The 20,187-nt window shown below is 68.9% G+C and carries 16 protein-coding genes; 7 read left to right on the forward strand and 9 right to left on the reverse strand.

Annotated elements, in window-relative coordinates; genetic code table 11:
• Positions 1-55: 55 nt before the first annotated feature.
• The 8 genes from Vlu01_RS13770 to rpmH form a co-directional block, all read right to left on the reverse strand.
• Positions 56-1,066 carry a ParB/RepB/Spo0J family partition protein gene (locus tag Vlu01_RS13770; protein WP_203998714.1) on the reverse strand — a complete coding sequence of 337 codons (1,011 nt, stop codon included), beginning with the start codon at positions 1,064-1,066 and terminating at the stop codon, positions 56-58.
• A 27-nt stretch (positions 1,067-1,093) separates the two neighbouring features.
• Complete coding sequence (locus Vlu01_RS27790; protein ID WP_275409331.1) at positions 1,094-2,386, reverse strand: ParA family protein; 1,293 nt, start codon at positions 2,384-2,386, stop codon at positions 1,094-1,096.
• Between the two features lie 315 nt (positions 2,387-2,701).
• Positions 2,702-3,490, reverse strand: a complete 789-nt coding sequence (rsmG, locus tag Vlu01_RS13780; protein ID WP_203998717.1) for a 16S rRNA (guanine(527)-N(7))-methyltransferase RsmG — start codon at positions 3,488-3,490, stop codon at positions 2,702-2,704.
• A 3-nt stretch (positions 3,491-3,493) separates the two neighbouring features.
• Entirely contained in the window at positions 3,494-4,081 is a 588-nt protein-coding gene (locus Vlu01_RS13785; protein WP_203998720.1) for a Jag family protein, read from the reverse strand.
• Positions 4,082-4,292: 211 nt separating this feature from the next.
• On the reverse strand, positions 4,293-5,282 hold the full coding sequence (gene yidC / locus Vlu01_RS13790) for a membrane protein insertase YidC (RefSeq protein ID WP_203998723.1): 990 nt from the start codon (positions 5,280-5,282) through the stop codon (positions 4,293-4,295).
• Positions 5,283-5,285: 3 nt separating this feature from the next.
• Entirely contained in the window at positions 5,286-5,525 is a 240-nt protein-coding gene (yidD, locus tag Vlu01_RS13795) for a membrane protein insertion efficiency factor YidD (RefSeq protein WP_203998726.1), read from the reverse strand.
• Between the two features lie 44 nt (positions 5,526-5,569).
• Positions 5,570-5,983: a ribonuclease P protein component gene (gene rnpA / locus Vlu01_RS13800; protein WP_203998729.1), complete on the reverse strand. Its 414-nt coding sequence runs from the start codon at positions 5,981-5,983 to the stop codon at positions 5,570-5,572.
• 33 nt (positions 5,984-6,016) lie between these two features.
• Positions 6,017-6,154 (reverse strand): 50S ribosomal protein L34, encoded by a 138-nt coding sequence (rpmH, locus tag Vlu01_RS13805; RefSeq protein ID WP_013736606.1) that lies wholly within the window; start codon positions 6,152-6,154, stop codon positions 6,017-6,019.
• Positions 6,155-6,770: 616 nt separating this feature from the next.
• Between rpmH and dnaA the strand changes: the two genes are divergently transcribed.
• From dnaA to Vlu01_RS13830, 5 genes are all read left to right on the forward strand, one after another.
• Positions 6,771-8,585 carry a chromosomal replication initiator protein DnaA gene (gene dnaA / locus Vlu01_RS13810; RefSeq protein WP_203998732.1) on the forward strand — a complete coding sequence of 605 codons (1,815 nt, stop codon included), beginning with the start codon at positions 6,771-6,773 and terminating at the stop codon, positions 8,583-8,585.
• 778 nt (positions 8,586-9,363) lie between these two features.
• Positions 9,364-10,497 carry a DNA polymerase III subunit beta gene (gene dnaN, locus Vlu01_RS13815; RefSeq protein WP_203999365.1) on the forward strand — a complete coding sequence of 378 codons (1,134 nt, stop codon included), beginning with the start codon at positions 9,364-9,366 and terminating at the stop codon, positions 10,495-10,497.
• Positions 10,498-10,537: 40 nt separating this feature from the next.
• Complete coding sequence (gnd, locus tag Vlu01_RS13820) at positions 10,538-11,410, forward strand: phosphogluconate dehydrogenase (NAD(+)-dependent, decarboxylating) (RefSeq protein WP_203998735.1); 873 nt, start codon at positions 10,538-10,540, stop codon at positions 11,408-11,410.
• A gap of 16 nt (positions 11,411-11,426) precedes the next feature.
• The gene (gene recF, locus Vlu01_RS13825) at positions 11,427-12,560 is read left to right on the forward strand and encodes a DNA replication/repair protein RecF (RefSeq protein ID WP_203998738.1); all 1,134 of its coding nucleotides are present in this window, start codon (positions 11,427-11,429) and stop codon (positions 12,558-12,560) included.
• The gene (locus tag Vlu01_RS13830) at positions 12,550-13,164 is read left to right on the forward strand and encodes a DciA family protein (RefSeq protein ID WP_203998741.1); all 615 of its coding nucleotides are present in this window, start codon (positions 12,550-12,552) and stop codon (positions 13,162-13,164) included. Before recF ends, Vlu01_RS13830 begins: the two co-directional genes overlap by 11 nt.
• Positions 13,165-13,206: 42 nt before the next feature.
• On the opposite strand, the gene Vlu01_RS13835 is transcribed toward Vlu01_RS13830, so the two are convergent.
• Complete coding sequence (locus Vlu01_RS13835; RefSeq protein ID WP_203998743.1) at positions 13,207-13,788, reverse strand: hypothetical protein; 582 nt, start codon at positions 13,786-13,788, stop codon at positions 13,207-13,209.
• A 537-nt stretch (positions 13,789-14,325) separates the two neighbouring features.
• Here Vlu01_RS13835 and gyrB point away from each other — a divergent pair.
• Both gyrB and gyrA read left to right on the forward strand, forming a co-directional pair.
• Positions 14,326-16,272 carry a DNA topoisomerase (ATP-hydrolyzing) subunit B gene (gene gyrB, locus Vlu01_RS13840; protein ID WP_203999369.1) on the forward strand — a complete coding sequence of 649 codons (1,947 nt, stop codon included), beginning with the start codon at positions 14,326-14,328 and terminating at the stop codon, positions 16,270-16,272.
• A 132-nt stretch (positions 16,273-16,404) separates the two neighbouring features.
• Complete coding sequence (gene gyrA / locus Vlu01_RS13845) at positions 16,405-20,184, forward strand: intein-containing DNA gyrase subunit A (RefSeq protein ID WP_203998745.1); 3,780 nt, start codon at positions 16,405-16,407, stop codon at positions 20,182-20,184.
• The last annotated feature ends 3 nt before the right edge of the window (positions 20,185-20,187 follow it).

Consider the following 20,187-nt stretch of genomic DNA (forward strand, 5'->3'; position numbering starts at 1 on the left):
ACGACAGGGCCGCCTCGCGCAGTGCGGCGAGGCGGCCCTGTCGGTTCCGCTCGGGTCAGTCTGCCGACTCTTCGCGCTCCACTCCGATGATGCCGACGATCCGCTCCAGGTCGTCGACGGTCGCGAACTCGATCGTGATCTTGCCCTTGCTCCGCCCGATGTCCACCTTCACACGGGTGTCGAAGCGGTCGGCGAGCCGATCGGCGAGATCGTTCAACGCCGGCGCGTGCGGCTTCGGCCGGCGCTTCGCCGTCTCCTTCTTGCCCGCTCCGTCATTGAGCGAGAGCGCCACGATCTCCTCGGTGGCGCGTACCGAGAGACCCTCGGCGACGATCCGCAACGCCAACTGCTCCTGCGTCTCCGGATCCTCCAGGCTCAGCAGTGCCCGCGCATGTCCTGCGGAGAGCACACCGGCAGCAACGCGTCGCTGCACCGGTGCCGGCAGGTTCATCAGCCGGATGGTGTTCGAGATCTGCGGCCGGCTGCGGCCGATGCGCCGGGCGAGTTCCTCGTGGGTGGCCCCGAACTCCTCCAGCAGCTGCTGGTAGGCGGCTGCCTCTTCCAGCGGGTTGAGGTTCGCCCGGTGGATGTTCTCCAGCAGCGCGTCGCGCAGCATCGCGTCGTCCCGAGTGTCCCGCACGATCGCTGGGATGTGCTCCCGACCGACTGCCTGCGCGGCCCGCCACCGTCGCTCACCCATGACGAGTTCGAACTTCTCGCCATCGAGTTGTCGGACCACGATCGGCTGGAGAAAGCCGACCTCCTGGATGGAGGTCTTCAGCTCCTCCAGTGCCTCCTCGTCGAAGACCTGGCGAGGCTGCTTCGGGTTGGGCACGATCGAGTCGACCGGGATCTCCGCGAAGCGCGCCCCGGGCACCGGGCTGAGGGCCGATTCGGGTTCGATCGTCAGCGCTGGAACCGGCATCGCGGCCGGTGCCGCAACGGTCGGCGACCCGCTCGCTTCCGTCGTGAATGCGCCGACTGCAGCGGCAGCATCCGGTGCCGGCCCGGTCGGGATGAGCGCCCCCAGGCCCCGTCCCAGACCGCCCCGTGGACGGTTCTTCATGCCACGCCTCCCAGCGCCTCTTCCGCACTACGCATTCCGGCTCACCGGCTCCTTGACGCCCCGCTCGGCGATTTCCTGGGCGGCCTCGAAGTAGCTCGTCGCGCCGCGCGAACCGGGATCGTAGGTCATCACCGACTGGCCGTAGCTGGGCGCCTCGGAAACCCGCACGTTACGCGGGATCACCGCCTGGAGCACCTTGTCTCCGAAGTGGTTCCGGACATCCTGCTCGACCGCGTCGGCGAGTCGGGTACGACGGTCGTACATGGTGAGCAGGATCGTGGAGACCTCAAGCCGCGGGTTGAGGTGCTGACGCACCAGATTGATGTTGTTGATGAGCTGGTTGAGCCCTTCGAGCGCGTAGTACTCGCACTGAATGGGAATCAGCACCTCCTGCGCGGCCACCAGCGCGTTGACGGTCAACAGACCGAGCGAGGGTGGGCAGTCGATGAAGACGTAGTCGAAGTGCCCCGGGTAGGCGGTGATGGCCCGGTCCAGCCGCGACTCGCGGGCCACCACCGACACCAGCTCGATCTCGGCACCAGCCAGGTCGATGGTGGCTGGCACACACCAGAGGTTCGGGATGCCCTCGACCGCCTGGGCCACCTCCTCCAGCGGCACGCTGTTGATCAGGCAGTCATAGACATCCGGCACGCCGGTGTGGTGGGGCACGTTCAATCCGGTCGAGGCGTTGCCCTGTGGGTCGAGATCGACCACCAGCACCCTGTTGCCGTGCAGGGCCAGTGCCACCGCCAGGTTGACCGTGGTCGTGGTCTTACCCACGCCGCCCTTCTGGTTCGCGACGCACATGACCCGGGTCCGGTCGGGCCGAGGCATGGTCACCTCGCCACTGGGATTCAGGATCTGCACGGCGCGCATCGCCTCCATAGCCAACGGTGGGTCATCCTCATCGCGCGTCGGGGTTTCACGTGAAACGTACGCGGCCTCGGTTGCTGCTGACGGGTAGGACTCGGCCGCGAGTGCGGGCGTGTCGGGAGCCGGCCGAGGATCCGGCACCATCCCGGAAGCCGGGGGGTGTGCTGCCGCAGCTTCGAACCGAGCGGAGGCAGACGGGTTGCGGCGAATCGGAATCACCCGCGCGTCGGGTGACGCGTTGGCCGGACGGGAACTCGCATCCGTACCGTCACGCCCCTCTCCGGTCGCCGGCCACGGGACACCCGACGTCGGCGCGTTCCGACCGGGCTCCGGTGGGCTCTGCGGCACCTCGGAGGGCCGCCAGTTCGGATATTCGGTTTCACGTGAAACAGGGTCACCAGCTGACCCGGTCACGCGCGGATCGTCGTACCTACCGTCGTCATGCACCTGTCATCCCTGCCCGCTTCGGATGGTCGGCCCGCACCCGTCAACCGGGCCACTCGCGCGCTCTCCGCAGAGGTACCGCCCGGCGGGAGCGGTCAGGCCCCGGAGGGAGATCCATCGCCGCCCGCTCCACACTATCGACGCGCGGCCAGCCTACGGCGCACGGGCGCGGCGGGTCCACGTCGGGTTCGTAACCCGCCGATCGCGGCGGGTGCGGAGCACCGTTCGATCCCGTACGGCGCGCCGGGCCAATGCGGATGTACCCGCACAGACCAACCGCGCGAACAGAGCACCCCGACAGCCGGCGTCCGCCCGGGCTCACCGCCGACGCGACCGCGATTTCTTCGGCGGCTTACGGGGTGACGGACCGACGATCCGCTCCCGCACGATTTCGACCACGGTGGTCGGCGGGTCCACGACTCCTTCACCACACCGGTGCAGTACCGGTTGGCCACCACCGAGGCGGTGCACCGCCTCGCCATGCTCGGTGATCTCCTCCGCAGCCGAGGCACCCTTCAGGGCGAGTAGCCGGCCACCGGCCCCGGTCAGGGGTAGGCACCAGCCGACCAGCCGGTCCAGCGGTGCCACCGCCCGGGCGGTGACCACGTCACCGGGCACCGCATCCGATCCCACGGCCGCCTCCTCGGCTCTACCGCGGAACACCCGGACGGAGTCGGTCAGCCCGAGTTCCTCCACCGCCTCCTCCAGGAACGCGGTGCGGCGAGCCAACGGCTCGATCAGCGTCACCGCCAGGTCGGACCGGGCGATGGCGAGCACCACACCGGGAAGCCCGGCACCGGAACCCACGTCTAGGACAGAAGCACCCGGCGGAATCAGCTCCGCCACCGCCGCGCAGTTCAGCAGATGGCGATCCCAGATCCGGGGTGCCTCGCGGGGACCGATCAGCCCGCGTACCACGCCGTCGGTGGCGAGCAGCTCGGCGTAGGCAGCCGCGACGTCGAGGCGTTCACCGAAGAGTCGGCGAGCCGCTTCGGCCAGTTCTGGCGCCAGCACCGCCACGGTGGGCTGAGGCGCGACAGGCGGCGGCCCGGGCGGCGTACCACCCGGGCCGGACGCGGCAACGCCTCTGGCGTCGTCTTGAGTCACCCGTCAGCCCACGGGGCGAACGACGATGCGCCGGCTGGGCTCGACACCCTCGGACTCGCTCTCCACCCCGTCGATCGCGTTGACGACGTCGTGGACGCACTTGCGCTCGAAGGCGGACATCGGCTCCAGCCGAACCGACTCGCCGTGCTCCTTGACCTTCTCAACGGCGTTGCGGGCGACCGCCGCCAGTTCCTTGCGCCGGTTGGCGCGGTATCCGCCGACGTCGAGCAGGAGACGACTCGGCGCACCGGTCTGCCGGAACACCGCGAGCCGGGCGAGTTCCTGGAGGGCTTCGAGGGTGGCACCACGCTGACCGACGAGGTTCTGCAGGCGCCCGCCGACGACCTCGACGACCGGCCGGCCGCCCGACACCAACTCGTCGATGTCGCCGTCGTAGTCGAGGATGTCGAGCAGCCCTTCCACGTAGTCGGCCGCGATCTCGCTCTGCCGGAACAGGTCGCCCTCGGCGGCGGCCTTGCTCGGTGCCGCTGCGGCGTCGGTCTCCTCCGGCTCGTCCACGGCCGGAGCCGCCGCGGTCGGCTCCTCGTCGTCCAGGGGCTGTTCGGCGCGGGGGATGCTGGTGTCGGTCACGGTGTCATCTCCGTACTCGCTCGGCTGGACCTCGGGTCCGCTGGTTTCCCGCGGCCGGCCGGACGTCGCCGGTGCCCACGGGCACGTCTGTAGGGCAGTCTCGCCCGTCCGCCACCGCACGTGTGGCGCTTCGCGCTCCGGCGCCGGCCTCGCGGCGGCTGCACGGCGCGCAACGGGCCGCCGCCGGTTCCCCGGCGGCGGCCCGGACGATTCAGCCCTGCCGCTTGGCGGGGCGACCCTTCTTCGGGTTGGCCGGCTTGGCACCCGGCTTCGGACCGGCAACCTTCGGCGCCGCCGGCGGCGGCGGTGCGGCAGCCGGCTTGCTCCGGCCGAAGAGCCCGCCGGTCTTCGCCGGCTGCGCACCGTTACGCGCGGAGGTGCCCGACTTTCCGCTGGTCGCGGTCACCGGCGGCGGGAACTTGCGGAGTACCCACTGCTGCTGCCCGAGGGTGAACAGGTTGTTGGTGACCCAGTAGATGATCACACCGATCGGGAAGATCGCGCCGGAAATCAGCAGGGACAGCGGGATGCCGTAGAGCATCAGGCGCTGGATCATGCGCTGCTGCGGGTCCTCCGCCCAGCCCGTCTTGAGGATCATCTGGCGGCTGGTGAGGTACGTGGTGCCCATCATCACCAGCACCAGCACACCGGCCATCACCTTCACGACGGTGCCGTTGGCGCCGAGCTGCGCCAGTTCCGCTGCGGTCGAACCGAACTTGCTGGCGATCGGTGCAGTGAACAGCGTCGCGTCAGAGGCACTGTTGAACTGGTCGACGGTCCAGCCGTAGATGTCCTTGTTGTTCTTCGCCGGGTCCGGGTTGAGGCGGCGCAGCACGTGGAAGAGGCCGAGGAAGACCGGGATCTGCAGGAACATCGGAAGGCAGCCCATGAGCGGGTTGGCCTTTTCCTTCCGGTAGAGCTCCATCATCTCCTTCTGGAGCGTCTCCCGGTCACCCTTGTGCTTCTCCTGGAGGGCCTTCACCTGCGGCTGGAGCGCCTGCATCGCCCGCTGCGACTTGATCTGCTTGACGAAGACCGGGAACAGGATGACCCGGACCGTGACCACCAGGAAGACGATGGCCAGGATCCACGCCCAGTTGGTGCCGATGACCGTGGAGTCCGGAATGCCGATGGCGTCCCAGGCCGAATGCCAGGCCAGCAGGATCCACGAGATCGCGTAGTAGATCCAGTCGAGACTCAATTCTCAGGCTCCAGTCACGTCGGCAGGTCGGCGGCCGCCCGGCTCGGGGACCGGGTCGTATCCACCTGGATGGAATGGGTGGCAGCGCGACAGCCGCCGGACCGTCAGACCGGCTCCCCGGAGCGCGCCGTGTCGGGCTACCGCCTCCAAGGCGTAGGCACTGCACGACGGGTAGAACCGACAGCGGGCCGGCAGCGCCGGACTTATCCACCGACGGTACGCGATGATGGGTACGGTCAGCACCCGGGCACCCGGGGTAGCAGGGCGGGACGGTGTCTGCTCCGCGCTCACCGGGACCGCCGCCCTCGCTCGGACCGGGCGGCGGCCAGCGCCGCGTCGAGGTCGGTGCCGAGCCGCTGGTACGTGGCGTCAGCCGCAGCCGGTAGGGCGCGAACGACGAGGGTGCTTCCGGCCGGCAGATCGACGAGGCGTTCCCGGGCCAGATGCCGCAACCGGCGGCGGACCCGGTTTCGCACCACCGCTGGCCCGACCGCCTTGGAAACCACGAAGCCGGCGCGGGACACCGGCGGAAAGTCTGTCTCCACGCCGTCCCGCGCCGGCTTCGGCGCTTGGTTGTCAGATCCGGATGTGCTCGGCACGGTCAGGTGAACGACCAGCGCTCCGCGTCCGGCTCGACGGCCACCACGAACCGCTGCGGCGAAGTCGCTGCTGCGCCGCAGTCGCTGGGCGGCCGCGAGCACGAGCCACGTCCTCCGGAGCGGACCTGACCGGCCTCAGGCCGACAGGCGGGCGCGGCCCTTGGCGCGACGGGTCGAGATGATGGCGCGGCCGGCCCGGGTGCGCATGCGCAGCCGGAAGCCGTGGGTCTTCGCGCGCCGGCGGTTGTTCGGCTGGTAGGTGCGCTTGCTCACGTCAGGCTCTCCGTTGTCGGACGCCCGGACGAGTGGATCGCCGGGTCGTGGTGGTCCGGGCCGCCGCTGCGGTGGCCCCGATCGGTGCTGCCCGATGGTGTGTGGCCGCTGTTTGTGGTGCACGACCGGGGGCAGCGAGCACCCATCACCCTAGCAGAGGGCGTGAGAGCAGCCCCTCCACCCTAGGTCGGGGGGCAATCAGCGTCAAACCTGACCACAAACGGCAGTGAGCTGCGGCGGAAGGCGACCGAAGCGGTGGTTTTCACGGATGCCGACAGGAGCGAGGTGCGTGGGCGGTTGAAGACGCGGCGACAACGCTGTTACCGTGCCCGATTGCGGTCAGCGTCGGAGTTTCGCCGATGTCGCCGGCAGGCAAGACCGGACACGGTAGTGAATCGTTCGGCACGGTGAACCCCGCTTCAGTGCCCAGCCACGGCAGGGGGCAGGTCCGACCCGCGCCCGGCGGGCGGCCACAATCGGTCGGTACACAGGCTGTGGATAACTTGTGGAGAACGACCGGGTGCGGCGATCGGGTGGGTGGCGTGATCTCGCCCGCCGGAACGGGCCACCGGGAGACGGCGGCGTCCGGGAGCAGAGGCGAGGGGGTGGCACGACGGTGGCCGGTACGACCGACCTTGCCGCGGTGTGGACGGCGACGACCGACGAGCTCGCCGACGAGATCATTTCCGCGCAGCAGCGGGCGTACCTGCGGCTGACCCGGTTGCGGGCGATCGTCGAGGACACCGTCCTGCTCTCCGTGCCGGACGCCTTCACCCGGGACGTGATCGAGTCCCGGCTGCGCCCGGCCATAACCGAGGCGCTCAGCCGCCGGCTGGGACGACCGATACAGGTCGCCGTCACCGTCCGGGTGCCCGACGACGGGCGGACCACCGGGACCGTCTACCGCACCACGCCGGATTCGGATTCCGTGGACCACGGTCCCGGCGAAGTCGACGGCGCGGCGACCGAATCCGAGAGCGGGCGACAGCTCCCGTTGATTCCCGAGCAGCCGCACCCCGGTCGTTTCGACCGATCTCCACCGCCGGACGTGCCGTCCGTCGAGGACGCGTCCCACACCGGTCCCGGTGCCCCCGACGGTCAGGACACCCTCTTCGGCGCCGGGTTCGGCGAGCCGGTCCGCCCGGCGGAGAGCACCGGACGCCGGGCGCAGGAGCGGTTGGACTTCACCGAACAGACCGGACACCTCAATCGACCGCCCACCGGCCCACGCGGCTTCGCGTCCCGCTACGGCGACGAGCCGGGCGTCTCACCCCGGGACCAGCACGTGATCCGGGCGATACCGGCCGACGGGGGCACCGACAGTGGGCCCGGCCGCAGCGGCCCGGATCATCGCCCGGTCGGCCGCGACGATCGTCGGCTGCCGACCGGCGCGGACAGCGGCGGTAACCGGCTCAACCCGAAGTACATGTTCGAGACGTTCGTCATCGGCTCGTCCAACCGGTTCGCACACGCCGCGTCGGTGGCGGTGGCCGAGTCTCCGGCGAAGGCGTACAACCCGCTGTTCATCTACGGCAGTTCCGGGCTGGGCAAGACGCACCTGCTGCACGCCATCGGCCACTACGCCACCACGTTGGGCAACGCCCGCTCGGTCCGGTACGTCTCGACCGAGGAGTTCACCAACGACTTCATCAACTCGCTGCGAGACGACAAGATCAGTGCCTTCCAGCGCCGCTACCGCGACGTCGACATCCTGCTGATCGACGACATCCAGTTCCTGGAGAACCGCGAGCGGACCCAGGAGGAGTTCTTCCACACCTTCAACACGCTGCACAACGCCAACAAGCAGATCGTGATCACCTCGGATCGCTCGCCCAAACAGCTGGCGACCCTGGAGGACCGGCTGCGGACCCGATTCGAGTGGGGTCTGCTCGCCGACATCCAGCCACCGGACCTGGAGACCCGGATCGCGATTCTGCAGAAGAAGGCCGCGCAGGAACGGCTCTTCGCCCCGCCGGACGTGCTGGAGTTCATCGCCTCCCGGGTGTCGAACTCGATCCGGGAGCTGGAGGGTGCGCTGATCCGGGTCACCGCGTTCGCCAGCCTGACCCGGTCGAACGTGGAGTTGTCGCTGGCCGAGGAGGTGCTGCGGGACTTCATCCCGGACGGCACCGGGCCGGAGATCACCGCGGACCAGATCATGGTCTCCACCGCCGACTACTTCGGGGTGAGCCTGGAGGACCTGCGCGGGCACTCCCGCTCCCGGGTGCTCGTGAACGCCCGCCAGGTCGCCATGTACCTGTGCCGTGAGCTGACCGACCTCTCGCTGCCCCGGATCGGTCAGGCCTTCGGCGGGCGGGACCACACCACCGTGATGCACGCCGACCGCAAGATCCGTCAGCAGATGGCCGAACGGCGTTCGCTCTACAACCAGATCGCCGAGCTGACCAACCGGATCAAGCAGAACACCTGAGGCGTACGCCCGTCGCACGACCACGGCGAGGGTCCGGCCGATCACGGTCGGGCCCTTTTTCGTGCTCGTCCGGTTGACCCTCAACGAGGTTTAGGCCACACGATCGAAGGCGTGTCCACATCGCCTTCCACTCGTTGTCCACAGCTCGTTGTCCACCGTCGGTGGATGAACACCTTCCGTCAACACCCGGTTACCCACAGGCTGTGGAGAAACCCTGGGGACAACGTTGTGGACCGCTGTGGACGCCTGGGGAAAACCATGGCCGTTGTCCACCGGCTGCCGGCCACCTGTGGGAAAGCTGTTGAAGGTTCTGGGGATGACGGCGGACGAGACACCGTCGACGATCCACAGGTCTGGGGAGAAAGTCGGTGGATAACCGGTGGACAACCGGTGGACGACGGTGGACAACTGTGTGGGCGGGCACCGCCTGTGGACCGGCAAGCCGGTTTTACCCCCGCTCATCCACAGCAAAACCACCTGTAGATAACCTGTCTGACCTGCCCATACTTGAGTTCTCCACAGTTTGCACAGGTGCGATGAAGATGATGAGTTATCTCTTCTGAAAGAACAAAAACCAATCATCACCGTTGGACTTCCTGTGGATCGGTCGACAGCTGCCGGGACAGACCCGTCAGCAGCGACGCGATCCACGGGGTCGGGCACACAGCCGATACGCTCGCGCCCTAAGGTTCGAGGGGCACCCCCACGCCAGGCTGGTCGGTGGGCAGCGTCCGGCATGAGAGAGTTTGACGACGTCGACGTCGACGCGGAGGCATTGATGAAGTTCCGAGTGGAGCGCGACGCGCTCGCCGAGGCCGTGGCCTGGACTGCGAAGAGCCTGCCCAACCGGCCGTCCGTACCGGTGCTGGCCGGGGTGCTGCTGCGCGTCACCGACGGCAGCCTGCAGGTGTCCGGCTTCGACTACGAAGTCAGCAGTCAGGTCACCGTGGAGGTGCAGGGCGACGCCGACGGCGCCGCGCTGGTCTCCGGGCGGCTGCTCGCCGAGATCACCAAGGCACTGCCCGCCAAGCCCGTCGACATCGCCGCGGTTGGGGCGCATCTCGAACTGGTCTGTGGCAGCGCCCGGTTCACCCTGCCCACCATGCCGGTGGAGGACTACCCCACCCTGCCCGAGATGCCGGCCAGCGCCGGCACGATCGACGCGGCCGCGTTCGCCGCCGCGGTGGCACAGGTGGCGGTCGCCGCCAGCCGGGACGAGACGCTGCCGATGATGACCGGCGTACGCGTCGAACTCTCCGGTGGCAACCTGGCCATGCTCGCCACCGACCGGTACCGGCTGGCCCTGCGCGAGATGGAGTGGAACCCGGACGACCCGGAGATCAGCCTCAACGCGCTGGTTCCCGCCCGGACGCTCAACGACACCGCCAAGACCCTCGGTCCCCTCGGCGGCCAGGTTGTCCTGGCCCTGTCACAGGGCGCTGCGGGCGAGGGCATGATCGGCTTCTCCGGTGGCACCCGGCGCACCACCAGTCGCCTGCTCGACGGTGCCAACTACCCGCCGGTCCGATCGCTCTTCCCGGCCAGCCACAACGCCGAGGCCCGGGTGCCGGTCAGTACCCTCATCGAGGTGGTCAAGCGGGTCGCTCTGGTCGCCGAGCGCGCCACCCCCGTGCTGCTCAGCTTCAGCGCCGACGGGCTGGTGGTGGAGGCCGGTGGCACCGAGGAGGCCCGGGCCAGCGAGGCCATGGAGGCCACCTTCACCGGCGAGCCGTTGACCATCGGATTCAACCCGCAGTACCTCATCGACGGGTTGTCCAACCTCGGCACCCAGTTCGCCGTACTGCACTTCGTCGACGCCTTCAAGCCGGCGGTGATTTCCCCGGCTGGCGAGGATGGCGAGCTCATTGGTGGGTACCGGTACCTCATCATGCCGATCCGCGTGTCCCGCTGACTCGGCAGAGCACAGCCGCACCCACGAAAGGTCACCAGAGATGCAGCTCGGCCTGGTAGGACTCGGCCGGATGGGCGGCAACATGCGCGAACGGTTGCGCACCGCCGGTCACGAGGTGGTCGGACTGGACCACAACCTGGAGCGCAGCGACGTCGCCAGCATGGCTGAGCTGGCCGAGAAGCTGGCGGCACCCCGAGCGGTGTGGGTGATGGTGCCCGCCGGCGTCACCGACGCCACCATCGACGAAGTTGCCGACGTACTCTCCGACGGCGATCTCGTCATCGACGGCGGCAACTCGCGGTTCAGCGAGGACGCCCCTCGGGCGGAGCGGCTGCACGAACGCGGCATCGGCTACGTCGACGTGGGCGTCTCCGGAGGGGTTTGGGGCCGGGAGAACGGCTACGGCCTGATGGTCGGTGGCGCGCAGGAGCACGTCGACCGGCTCATGCCGATCTTCGAGGCGCTCAAACCCGAAGGCGACTACGGCTTCGTGCACGCCGGGCCGGTCGGTGCCGGCCACTACGCCAAGATGGTGCACAACGGCATCGAGTACGGCCTGATGCACGCCTACGCCGAGGGCTACGAGCTGATGGCCGCCTCCGAACTGGTGACCAACGTGCCCGGCGTGATCAAGTCCTGGCGTGAGGGCACCGTGGTCCGCTCCTGGCTGCTGGACCTGCTCGACCGGGCACTCGACGAGGATCCCGAGTTGACCCAGCTCAGCGACTACACGGAGGACACCGGCGAGGGGCGCTGGACGGTGGACGAGGCGGTCCGCCTCGCCGTACCGCTCAACGTCATCACCGCCTCGTTGTTCGCTCGGTTCGCCTCCCGGCAGGACGACTCACCGGCGCTCAAGGCCGTCTCCGCACTGCGACAGCAGTTCGGCGGGCACGCCGTACGCAAGCCCTGACCGGCACCGCGACCCCGTGTACGTCCGCCGGCTCGAACTTGTCGACTTCCGCTCCTACGAGCGGATCGGCGTCGACCTCGAACCGGGCCCGAACGTCCTGATCGGTGCCAACGGCGTCGGCAAGACCAACCTGGTCGAGGCGCTGGGTTACGTCGCGACACTCGACTCCCACCGGGTCGCCACCGACGCCCCGCTGGTGCGGATGGGCGCCACCGCGGCGGTGATCCGCTGCGCGGTGGTGCACGACAACCGCGAACTCCTGGTGGAACTGGAGATCGTCCCAGGCAAGGCCAACCGGGCGCGCCTCGGCCGCTCCCCGGCCCGCCGGGCCCGAGACGTGCTCGGCGCGCTGCGCCTGGTGCTCTTCGCTCCGGAGGATCTCGAACTGGTCCGGGGCGACCCGGCCGAGCGTCGTCGTTACCTCGACGATCTGCTGGTGCTGCGCCAACCCCGGTACGCCGGGGTGCGCGCCGACTACGAGCGGGTGGTCAAGCAACGCAACGCGCTGCTGCGCACCGCGTACCTGGCCCGCAAGACCGGTGGGTCGCGGGGCGGGGACCTGTCCACCCTCGCCGTCTGGGACACCCACCTGGCCCGGCACGGCGCCGAACTGCTCGCCGGGCGGCTGGAACTGGTCGCCGCCCTGGCTCCGCACGTGACCAAGGCGTACGACGCGGTGGCCGCCGGCCGGGGCGCGGCGGGAATCGCGTACCGACCTTCGGTGGCCCTGGCCGAACCCACCACCGACCGCGACGCCCTCGCGGCGGCGCTCACCGCCGCGTTGGAGGAGTCCCGCTCCGCCGAGATCGAACGGGGCACCACCCTGGTCGGCCCGCACCGCGACGAACTCACCCTCACCCTCGGCCCCCTGCCGGCGAAGGGCTACGCCAGCCACGGCGAATCCTGGTCGTACGCCCTCGCCCTCCGGCTGGCCGGCTACGACCTGCTGCGCAACGACGGCATCGAACCGGTCCTGGTGCTCGACGACGTCTTCGCCGAACTGGACGTCGGCCGACGGAACCGGCTCGCCGAGTTGGTCGGCGGAGCCAGTCAACTTCTGGTGACCTGTGCGGTCGCCGACGACGTGCCGGCCACCCTGCGCGGTGCCCGGTACGAGGTGACCGATGGGGCGGTGCGTCGTGTCGACTGAGCCATCGCGGCCGGGCCCGGACGACGCGCCCCCGGAACGGTCGCCGGCCGGCACGCCAGCGGCGGTCTCCGGCGACGACGCGCCGGCGACCCCCGACGGGCCGGGCGTCTCCGGCCCGCAGTTGGCCCGTGCCGTGCTGGACGCGGCGAAGGCGCGGCGGGAGGCCGCCGGCCGTCCCCGTCGCCCCACCACCGGAGGCGGTGACGGCGAGCGTCGGTTGCGCGGCTACTCCGGCCCCGGACCGGACCCCCGCGACCCCCAGCCGCTTGGCGCGGTGCTCAACCGGCTGATGAAGGCCCGAGGCTGGCAGCAGCCGGCCGCCGAGGCCACCGTCTTCGGCGCTTGGGAACGGGTGGTCGGCTCGGAGGTCGCCCAGCACAGCCGACCGGTCAAGCTGGAGAACGGCGAACTGACCGTCGAGGCCCGCTCCACCGCCTGGGCGACACAGCTGCGGCTGCTCGCCGGCTCGCTGTTGCAACAGATCGCCCGCGAGGTCGGCCACAACGTGGTCCGCAAACTGCACATCCACGGCCCGGCCGCCCCGTCGTGGTCACGCGGCCCCCGCCGGGTACGCGGCCGAGGCCCCCGCGACACCTACGGCTGACCGCCGTCGTGGCTCCCGGTCGGCAGGTGGACGGCCCGCGCCCTACGTCTGGGCTGCTCGGCGGGGTGCCGCCGACTCGGCGTAGATGGCGAAGCCGTTGTCGGCGCACCTCCGGTAGAAGGCGGCCAGCACGCTCAGCTCGGCGCAGGTGAAGTTCCACTGCGGCGCGGCACCGCTGTCGTCGCGCAGCGCGTCCAGCCGGCTGTCCAGCCACCGGAGCTGCTGCTCGGCCAGGCGGCCGTCGGCCAGCAGCGCACGCAGCACCGTGCCCACCGACTCGAAGGTGACCGCCTCACCATGCGGACGGTGCGCGGCGACGAACCGTTCGATGCCGCCCGCGATCCAGGCGCACCCGTCCGGGTCGATCACCGGATCCTCGTCCTCGGCCGCGGCGTCTGTGGCGTAGAGCACACCATTGAGCCCGAGGATCAGATCCACCACCTCGGTGTACGCGGTGGCCCGGACCGTACCTGTCTTCGCGATCAGCTCGGCGAGCGCGGCTGTCGGCGCCGAGATCCCCGGCACCTCGACGATATCGCCGAAATCGACGAACTCGGCCGGTGCGACCGGGTCGTAGAAGCGGCCGGTCCGCGGCCACTGGACCGCGACGTTGTCCAGCCCCATCTGGTGTCACCTCTCAAGGCACGGGCGAGTGGATCGGGTCGATCGTCCGGTTCCAACGTTGAAAGATCAAGGCCGCTCGGGCAACCCGAGAGTCACGGATCGCCCGTCCCGGGTCGTACCGGCCGGTACCGCCCACCTTGCACCGGCGGTCCCGACAGCGCCGTCACGCGACAGACTCGTTGATCATGCCCTGCTGTGTAGGGGGAGTCGCGGACAGCGCGATTCGGCCCGCTACGGAGATCTGAGCCGCTGCGATGGGGTGCCGAGTGGTGGTTCTATCGCCCGCGCACAGTAAGATTGGCGTGAGACGAAGACCCGGTGCGGAGTGACGGGTCACGGGTCCGGTGCGGACCCGCGATCATCCGTCCGACTCGGGTTGAGCCGATCGCGATCCGCGGGCGACCGCGGCGACCGGCGCGTTCGACCCGTACCCCGGAATTGTCCCCGGTGCCGGTCCGCGTGCCGACGTCGCGCCTGTCCGCCGAACCCGCGTTCGACGTGCCCTACGGCGCGGCGAGCGCGAGAAAGTGGCCGAGGGTGGCAGCGCAGGACAATCAGCAGTACGGCGCCGAGTCGATCACCGTCCTCGAAGGGCTGGAGGCGGTCCGTAAGCGGCCCGGCATGTACATCGGGTCGACCGGTGAGCGGGGCCTGCACCACCTGGTGTGGGAGGTCGTCGACAACGCGGTGGACGAGGCGATGGCCGGTCACTGCGACACCATCGACGTGGTGCTGCTCGCCGACGGCGGTGTCCGGGTCACCGACAACGGTCGGGGCTTCCCGGTCGACCTGCATCCCAAGCTCAAGAAGCCGGGCGTCGAGGTCGCACTGACCGTCCTGCACGCGGGCGGCAAGTTCGACGGCAAGGCGTACGCGGTCTCCGGTGGCCTGCACGGCGTCGGCGTCAGCGTGGTCAACGCCCTCTCCACGAAGATGGCGGTGGAGATCCACAAGGACGGCTTCGTCTGGCGGCAGCAGTACCACCACTCCAAGCCGACCCCCCTGGAGAAGGGCGAGTCGACCGACCGCACCGGCTCGGCGGTCTCCTTCTGGCCGGACCCGGACGTCTTCGAGACCGTCGACTTCGACTTCCAGACGATCTATCGCCGCCTCCAGGAGATGGCCTTCCTCACCCGGGGTCTCACCATCAACCTGCTCGACGAGCGGGTCGCGGAGGGCGAGGAGGGCAAGATCCGCGAGGTCACCTTCAAGTACGACGGTGGTATCGCGGACTTCGTCCGGCATCTCAACGCCTCGAAGACCCCGATCCACAAGACGGTGGTCGAGTACGGCGCCGAGGAAGAGGGCATGTCGCTTGAGATCGCCATGCAGTGGAACGAGTCGTACGGCGAGTCGGTCTACACCTTCGCCAACAACATCAACACCCACGAGGGCGGCACCCACGAGGAGGGTTTCCGGGCTGCGTTGACCAGCGTGGTCAACCGCTACGGCGCCGAGAAGAAGCTGCTCAAGGGCGACGAGAAGCTCTCCGGGGAGGACATCCGTGAGGGCCTGGCCGCGATCATCTCGGTCAAGCTGACCAACCCGCAGTTCGAGGGACAGACCAAGACCAAGCTCGGCAACACCCCGGTCAAGAGCTTCGTGCAGCGGGTCTGCAACGACCGGCTGGTCGACTGGCTGGACCGCAACCCCGCCGAAGCGAAGATCATCATCACCAAGGCGTCCCAGGCCGCCCGTGCCCGGATCGCCGCCCAGCAGGCCCGCAAGCTGGCCCGGCGCAAGTCGCTGCTGGAGTCCGGCTCGATGCCGGGCAAGCTGGCCGACTGCCAGTCCACCGACCCGCGCGAGTCCGAGGTGTTCATCGTCGAGGGCGACTCGGCCGGTGGCTCGGCCAAGCAGGGACGGGACCCGCGTACCCAGGCGATCCTGCCGATCCGCGGGAAGATCCTCAACGTGGAGAAGGCCCGGATCGACCGGGTGCTCAAGAACAACGAGGTGCAGGCGCTGATCACGGCGCTGGGCACCGGCATCCACGACGACTTCGACATCGAGAAGCTGCGGTATCACAAGATCGTGCTGATGGCCGACGCCGACGTCGACGGCCAGCACATCCAGACGCTGCTGCTCACCCTGCTGTTCCGCTTCATGCGTCCGCTTGTCGAACTGGGCCACGTCTACCTGGCCGCCCCGCCGCTCTACAAGATCAAGTGGAACAAGAAGGGCGACGACGCGCAGTACGCGTACTCCGACCGGGAGCGCGACGGGCTGATCGCGCTGCGCCAGCAGAAGAAGCCGAACGCCAAGCCGGACGACATCCAGCGGTTCAAGGGTCTCGGCGAGATGAACTACCCGGAGCTGTGGGAGACCACGATGAACCCGGCCACCCGTACGCTGCGCCAGGTCACCCTGGACGACGCGGCCACCGCCGACGAGCTGTTCAGCGTGCTGATGGGTGAGGACGTGGAGGCGCGCCGCTCGTTCATTCAGCGCAACGCCAAGGACGTCAGGTTCCTGGACATCTGACGAACCGGGCAACCGGGCCGGGGTTCTACTGCCGGCCCGGTTGCTGGTCCACAGAGTTATCCACAGCTTGGCCGGTATCCACAGCCGTTATCCACAGCGCAAAAGCGACACTCAGTCTGATAAGGGTTAACAGTGACCGATTCCCCCGAGTCCACACCCAACGAGCCCGAGGTCCCCGAGGCACCGGCCGCCGTCGTCTCGCACGACCGGATCGAGCCCGTCGGGCTCGAGGTGGAGATGCAGCGCTCCTACCTCGACTACGCGATGAGCGTCATCGTCGGGCGGGCGCTGCCGGACGTCCGGGACGGGCTCAAGCCGGTCCACCGCAAGATCCTCTATGCGATGTTCGACTCCGGCTACCGGCCGGACCGAGGCTACGTCAAGTGCTCCCGGGTCGTCGGCGACGTGATGGGCCAGTTCCACCCGCACGGCGACTCCGCCATCTACGACGCCCTGGTCCGGATGGCCCAGCCCTGGTCGCTGCGCTACCCCCTGGTCGACGGCAACGGCAACTTCGGTTCGCCCGGAAATGATCCTGCTGCGGCGATGCGTTACTGCTTGTCCGGAGATGTCCGTATTAGGGCTGCCGGTGGCAGCGTGCGGATCGGCGACGTGGTGCCGGGCGCGGCGGCGAGCAGCGAGACCGACATCGACCTCAAGGTCCGCGACCGCAGCGGCGACCTGGTCCACGCCTCGAAGTTCTTCCACTCCGGCGAGCACCCGACGCTGCGGCTGCGCACCCGCGAGGGGTACGAGCTGACCGGTACCCACAACCACCCGGTGCTCTGCCTGGTGGACGTGGCCGGCGTGCCGACCCTGCTCTGGAAGCTGCTCGCCGAGATCTCCCCCGGTGACCGGGTGGTCCTCCAGCGCACGGTGCCGGACGAGATCGGCTACCCGACGCTGGAGCACGTCGAGGCCGCCGTCCTCGCCGGTGCCTTCGTCAGCGAGGGCTGGGTCTCCGAGAGCCGCGCGGGCTTCAACAACACCGATCGCGAGTTCTTCGTCCGGGTGCTCGCAGCCTACGACCTGGCGGTCGGTGGCCCCCGCTATGTCAGCGAGCGGACGATCACCTCGGGCAGCCGCCTGCACGAGTTGGACATCCAAGATCTCGCCGCCCTGCGTGCCAGCGTCCTCGGCGAGATGGTCGGCACGCGTAGCGCCGGCAAGTTCGTGCCGGAGTTTGTCTGGCAGGGACCGGCCGCGATCAAGCGGGCCTTCCTTCAGGCCCTCTTCGAGGGCTACGGCTCCTCCTCGCTGCTGCCGCGCAACACCATCCAGATTTCGTACTCCACTCGCAGCGAGCGACTGGCGCGTGAGGTCCAGCAGTTGCTGCTGGAGTTCGGCGTGATCAGCAAGCAGTGCCGTTACGACAACGGCGAGACCAAGGTCGTCGTCACCAACCGCCGGGATGCGCGGATCTTCGCCGCCCAGGTCGGCTTCCTCGGCGGCAAGCAGGCCAAGCTGGAGTCGGAGCTGGCGGCGGTGCCGGCGACCAGCACCGCGCTCTCCAGCGACCACGTGCCGCTGGTCGGTGACTTCATCCGCGAGCACGGCGCGAGCCGGCGGACCGAGCGGGACTGGCTGCGCCGACACAACGTCGACCGGGTCGAGCGGTGGGAGCGGGACCGCGACGAGATCGCCGCGCGGATCACCAACGCCGAAGTGCTCGACGTGGTCGAGCCGCTCGTCGACGGGCGCTTCTACTACGCCGAGGTGGCCGAAATCGCGGACGCCGGTGTGCAGCCGGTCTACAGCATCCGGGTCGACACCGACGACCATTCGTTCGTCTCCGACGGTTTCGTCAGCCACAACACCGAGTGCAAGCTCGACCCGCTTGCCATGGAGATGCTGCGGGACATCGACGAGGACACCGTCGACCTGCAGGACAACTACGACGGCCGGGCCAAGGAGCCCACCATCCTGCCGTCGCGGATCCCGAACCTGCTGATCAACGGCTCCGAGGGCATCGCGGTCGGCATGGCCACCAAGATCCCGCCGCACAACCTGCGGGAGATCGGCGCGGCGGTGCAGTGGTGCCTGGAGAACCCGGAGGCCGACGAGGCCACCACCCTCGAAGCGCTGCTGGAGATCGTCAAGGGCCCGGACTTCCCCACCCACGGTCTGATCGTCGGCCAGTCCGGCATCCAGGACGCGTACCGGACCGGTCGTGGCTCGATCCGGATGCGTGCCGTGGTCGAGGTGGAGGAGGACAAGCGGGGGCGGCCGGCGCTGGTGGTCAGCGAGCTGCCGTACCAGGTCAACCCGGACAACCTGGCCGAGCGGATCGCCGAGCTGATCAAGGAGGGCAAGCTCGCCGGGATCGCCGACATCCGCGACGAGTCCTCCGGGCGTACCGGTATGCGGATCGTGCTGGTGCTCAAGCGCGACGCGGTCGCGAAGGTGGTGCTGAACAACCTCTACAAGCACACGCAGCTCCAGGAGACCTTCGGCGCGAACATGCTGGCGCTGGTCGACGGGGTGCCGCGCACGCTGAACCTCGCGCAGTTCATCCGTTACTACGTCGAGCACCAGATCGAGGTGATTCGACGGCGGACGGCGTTCCGGCTGCGTAAGGCCGAGGAGCGGGCGCACATCCTGCGTGGTCTGGCGAAGGCGCTGGACGCGCTCGACGAGGTGATCGCCCTGATTCGGCGCTCGCCCACGGTGGAGGACGCCCGGCAGGGCCTGATCCGGCTGCTGGAGATCGACGAGATCCAGGCCACTGCAATCCTGGACATGCAGCTGCGTCGGCTCGCCGCGCTGGAGCGTCAGCGGATCCTCGACGACCTGGCGAAGCTGGAGGTGGAGATCGCCGACCTCAAGGACATCCTGGCCAAGCCGGAGCGGCAGCGTCGGATCGTCTCGGAGGAGTTGGGGGAGATCGTCGCCAAGTGGGGAGACGAGCGACGCACCAAGATCGTTCCGTTCGACGGTGAGGTCTCGATGGAGGACCTCATCGCGCGGGAGGACGTGGTCGTCACGATCACCCGGACCGGGTACGCCAAGCGGACCAAGGTCGATCTCTATCGTTCCCAGCGTCGGGGCGGCAAGGGGGTCAGCGGCGCCACCCTGCGGCAGGACGACATCGTCAGCCACTTCTTCGTCTGCTCGACGCACGACTGGATGTTGTTCTTCACGAACAAGGGGCGGGTGTACCGGGCCAAGGCGTACGAGCTTCCGGAGGCCAGTAGGGTGGCCAAGGGTCAGCACGTGGCCAACCTGCTCGCCTTCCAACCGGATGAGCAGATCGCACAGATCATCGAGATCCCGAATTACCAGGTGGCGCCCTACCTGGTCCTGGCGACGAAGAACGGCCTGGTGAAGAAGACGCGGCTTGAGGAGTTCGACTCCAACCGATCCGGCGGCATCATCGCGATCAACCTGCGCGATGAGGACGAGCTGGTCGGTGCTGCGCTCGCCGGCCCCACCGACGACCTGCTGTTGGTCTCGAAGAACGCCCAGGCGATCCGGTTCAACGCCACGGACGAGGCCCTGCGCCCGATGGGCCGGGCCACCTCCGGGGTGATCGGCATGCGGTTCAGCGAGGAAGACGAGCTGCTGGCCATGGAGGTCGTCCGGGAGGGACTGGACGTTTTGGTGGCCACGAACGGTGGGTACGCGAAACGTACTCCGATCGAGGAATACCCGGTGCAGGGCCGGGGAGGTAAGGGTGTGCTGACTGCGAAGATCACCGAGCGGCGCGGTGGTCTGGTCGGCGCTGTGGTCATCGACCCGGACGACGAGCTGTTCGCCATCACCAGCAACGGTGGCGTCATCCGGACTCCGGTGAAGCCTGTACGCCGTACGCGTGACCGGAACACAATGGGGGTCAAGCTGATGGACCTTCCGGATGGCGTGACTATCGTGGCGATTGCTCGCAATGCCGACGAGCCTGACGAACAGGACTAGTTG

It is taken from the genome of Micromonospora lutea (genome assembly GCF_016863535.1).
Lineage (GTDB): Bacteria > Actinomycetota > Actinomycetes > Mycobacteriales > Micromonosporaceae > Micromonospora > Micromonospora lutea.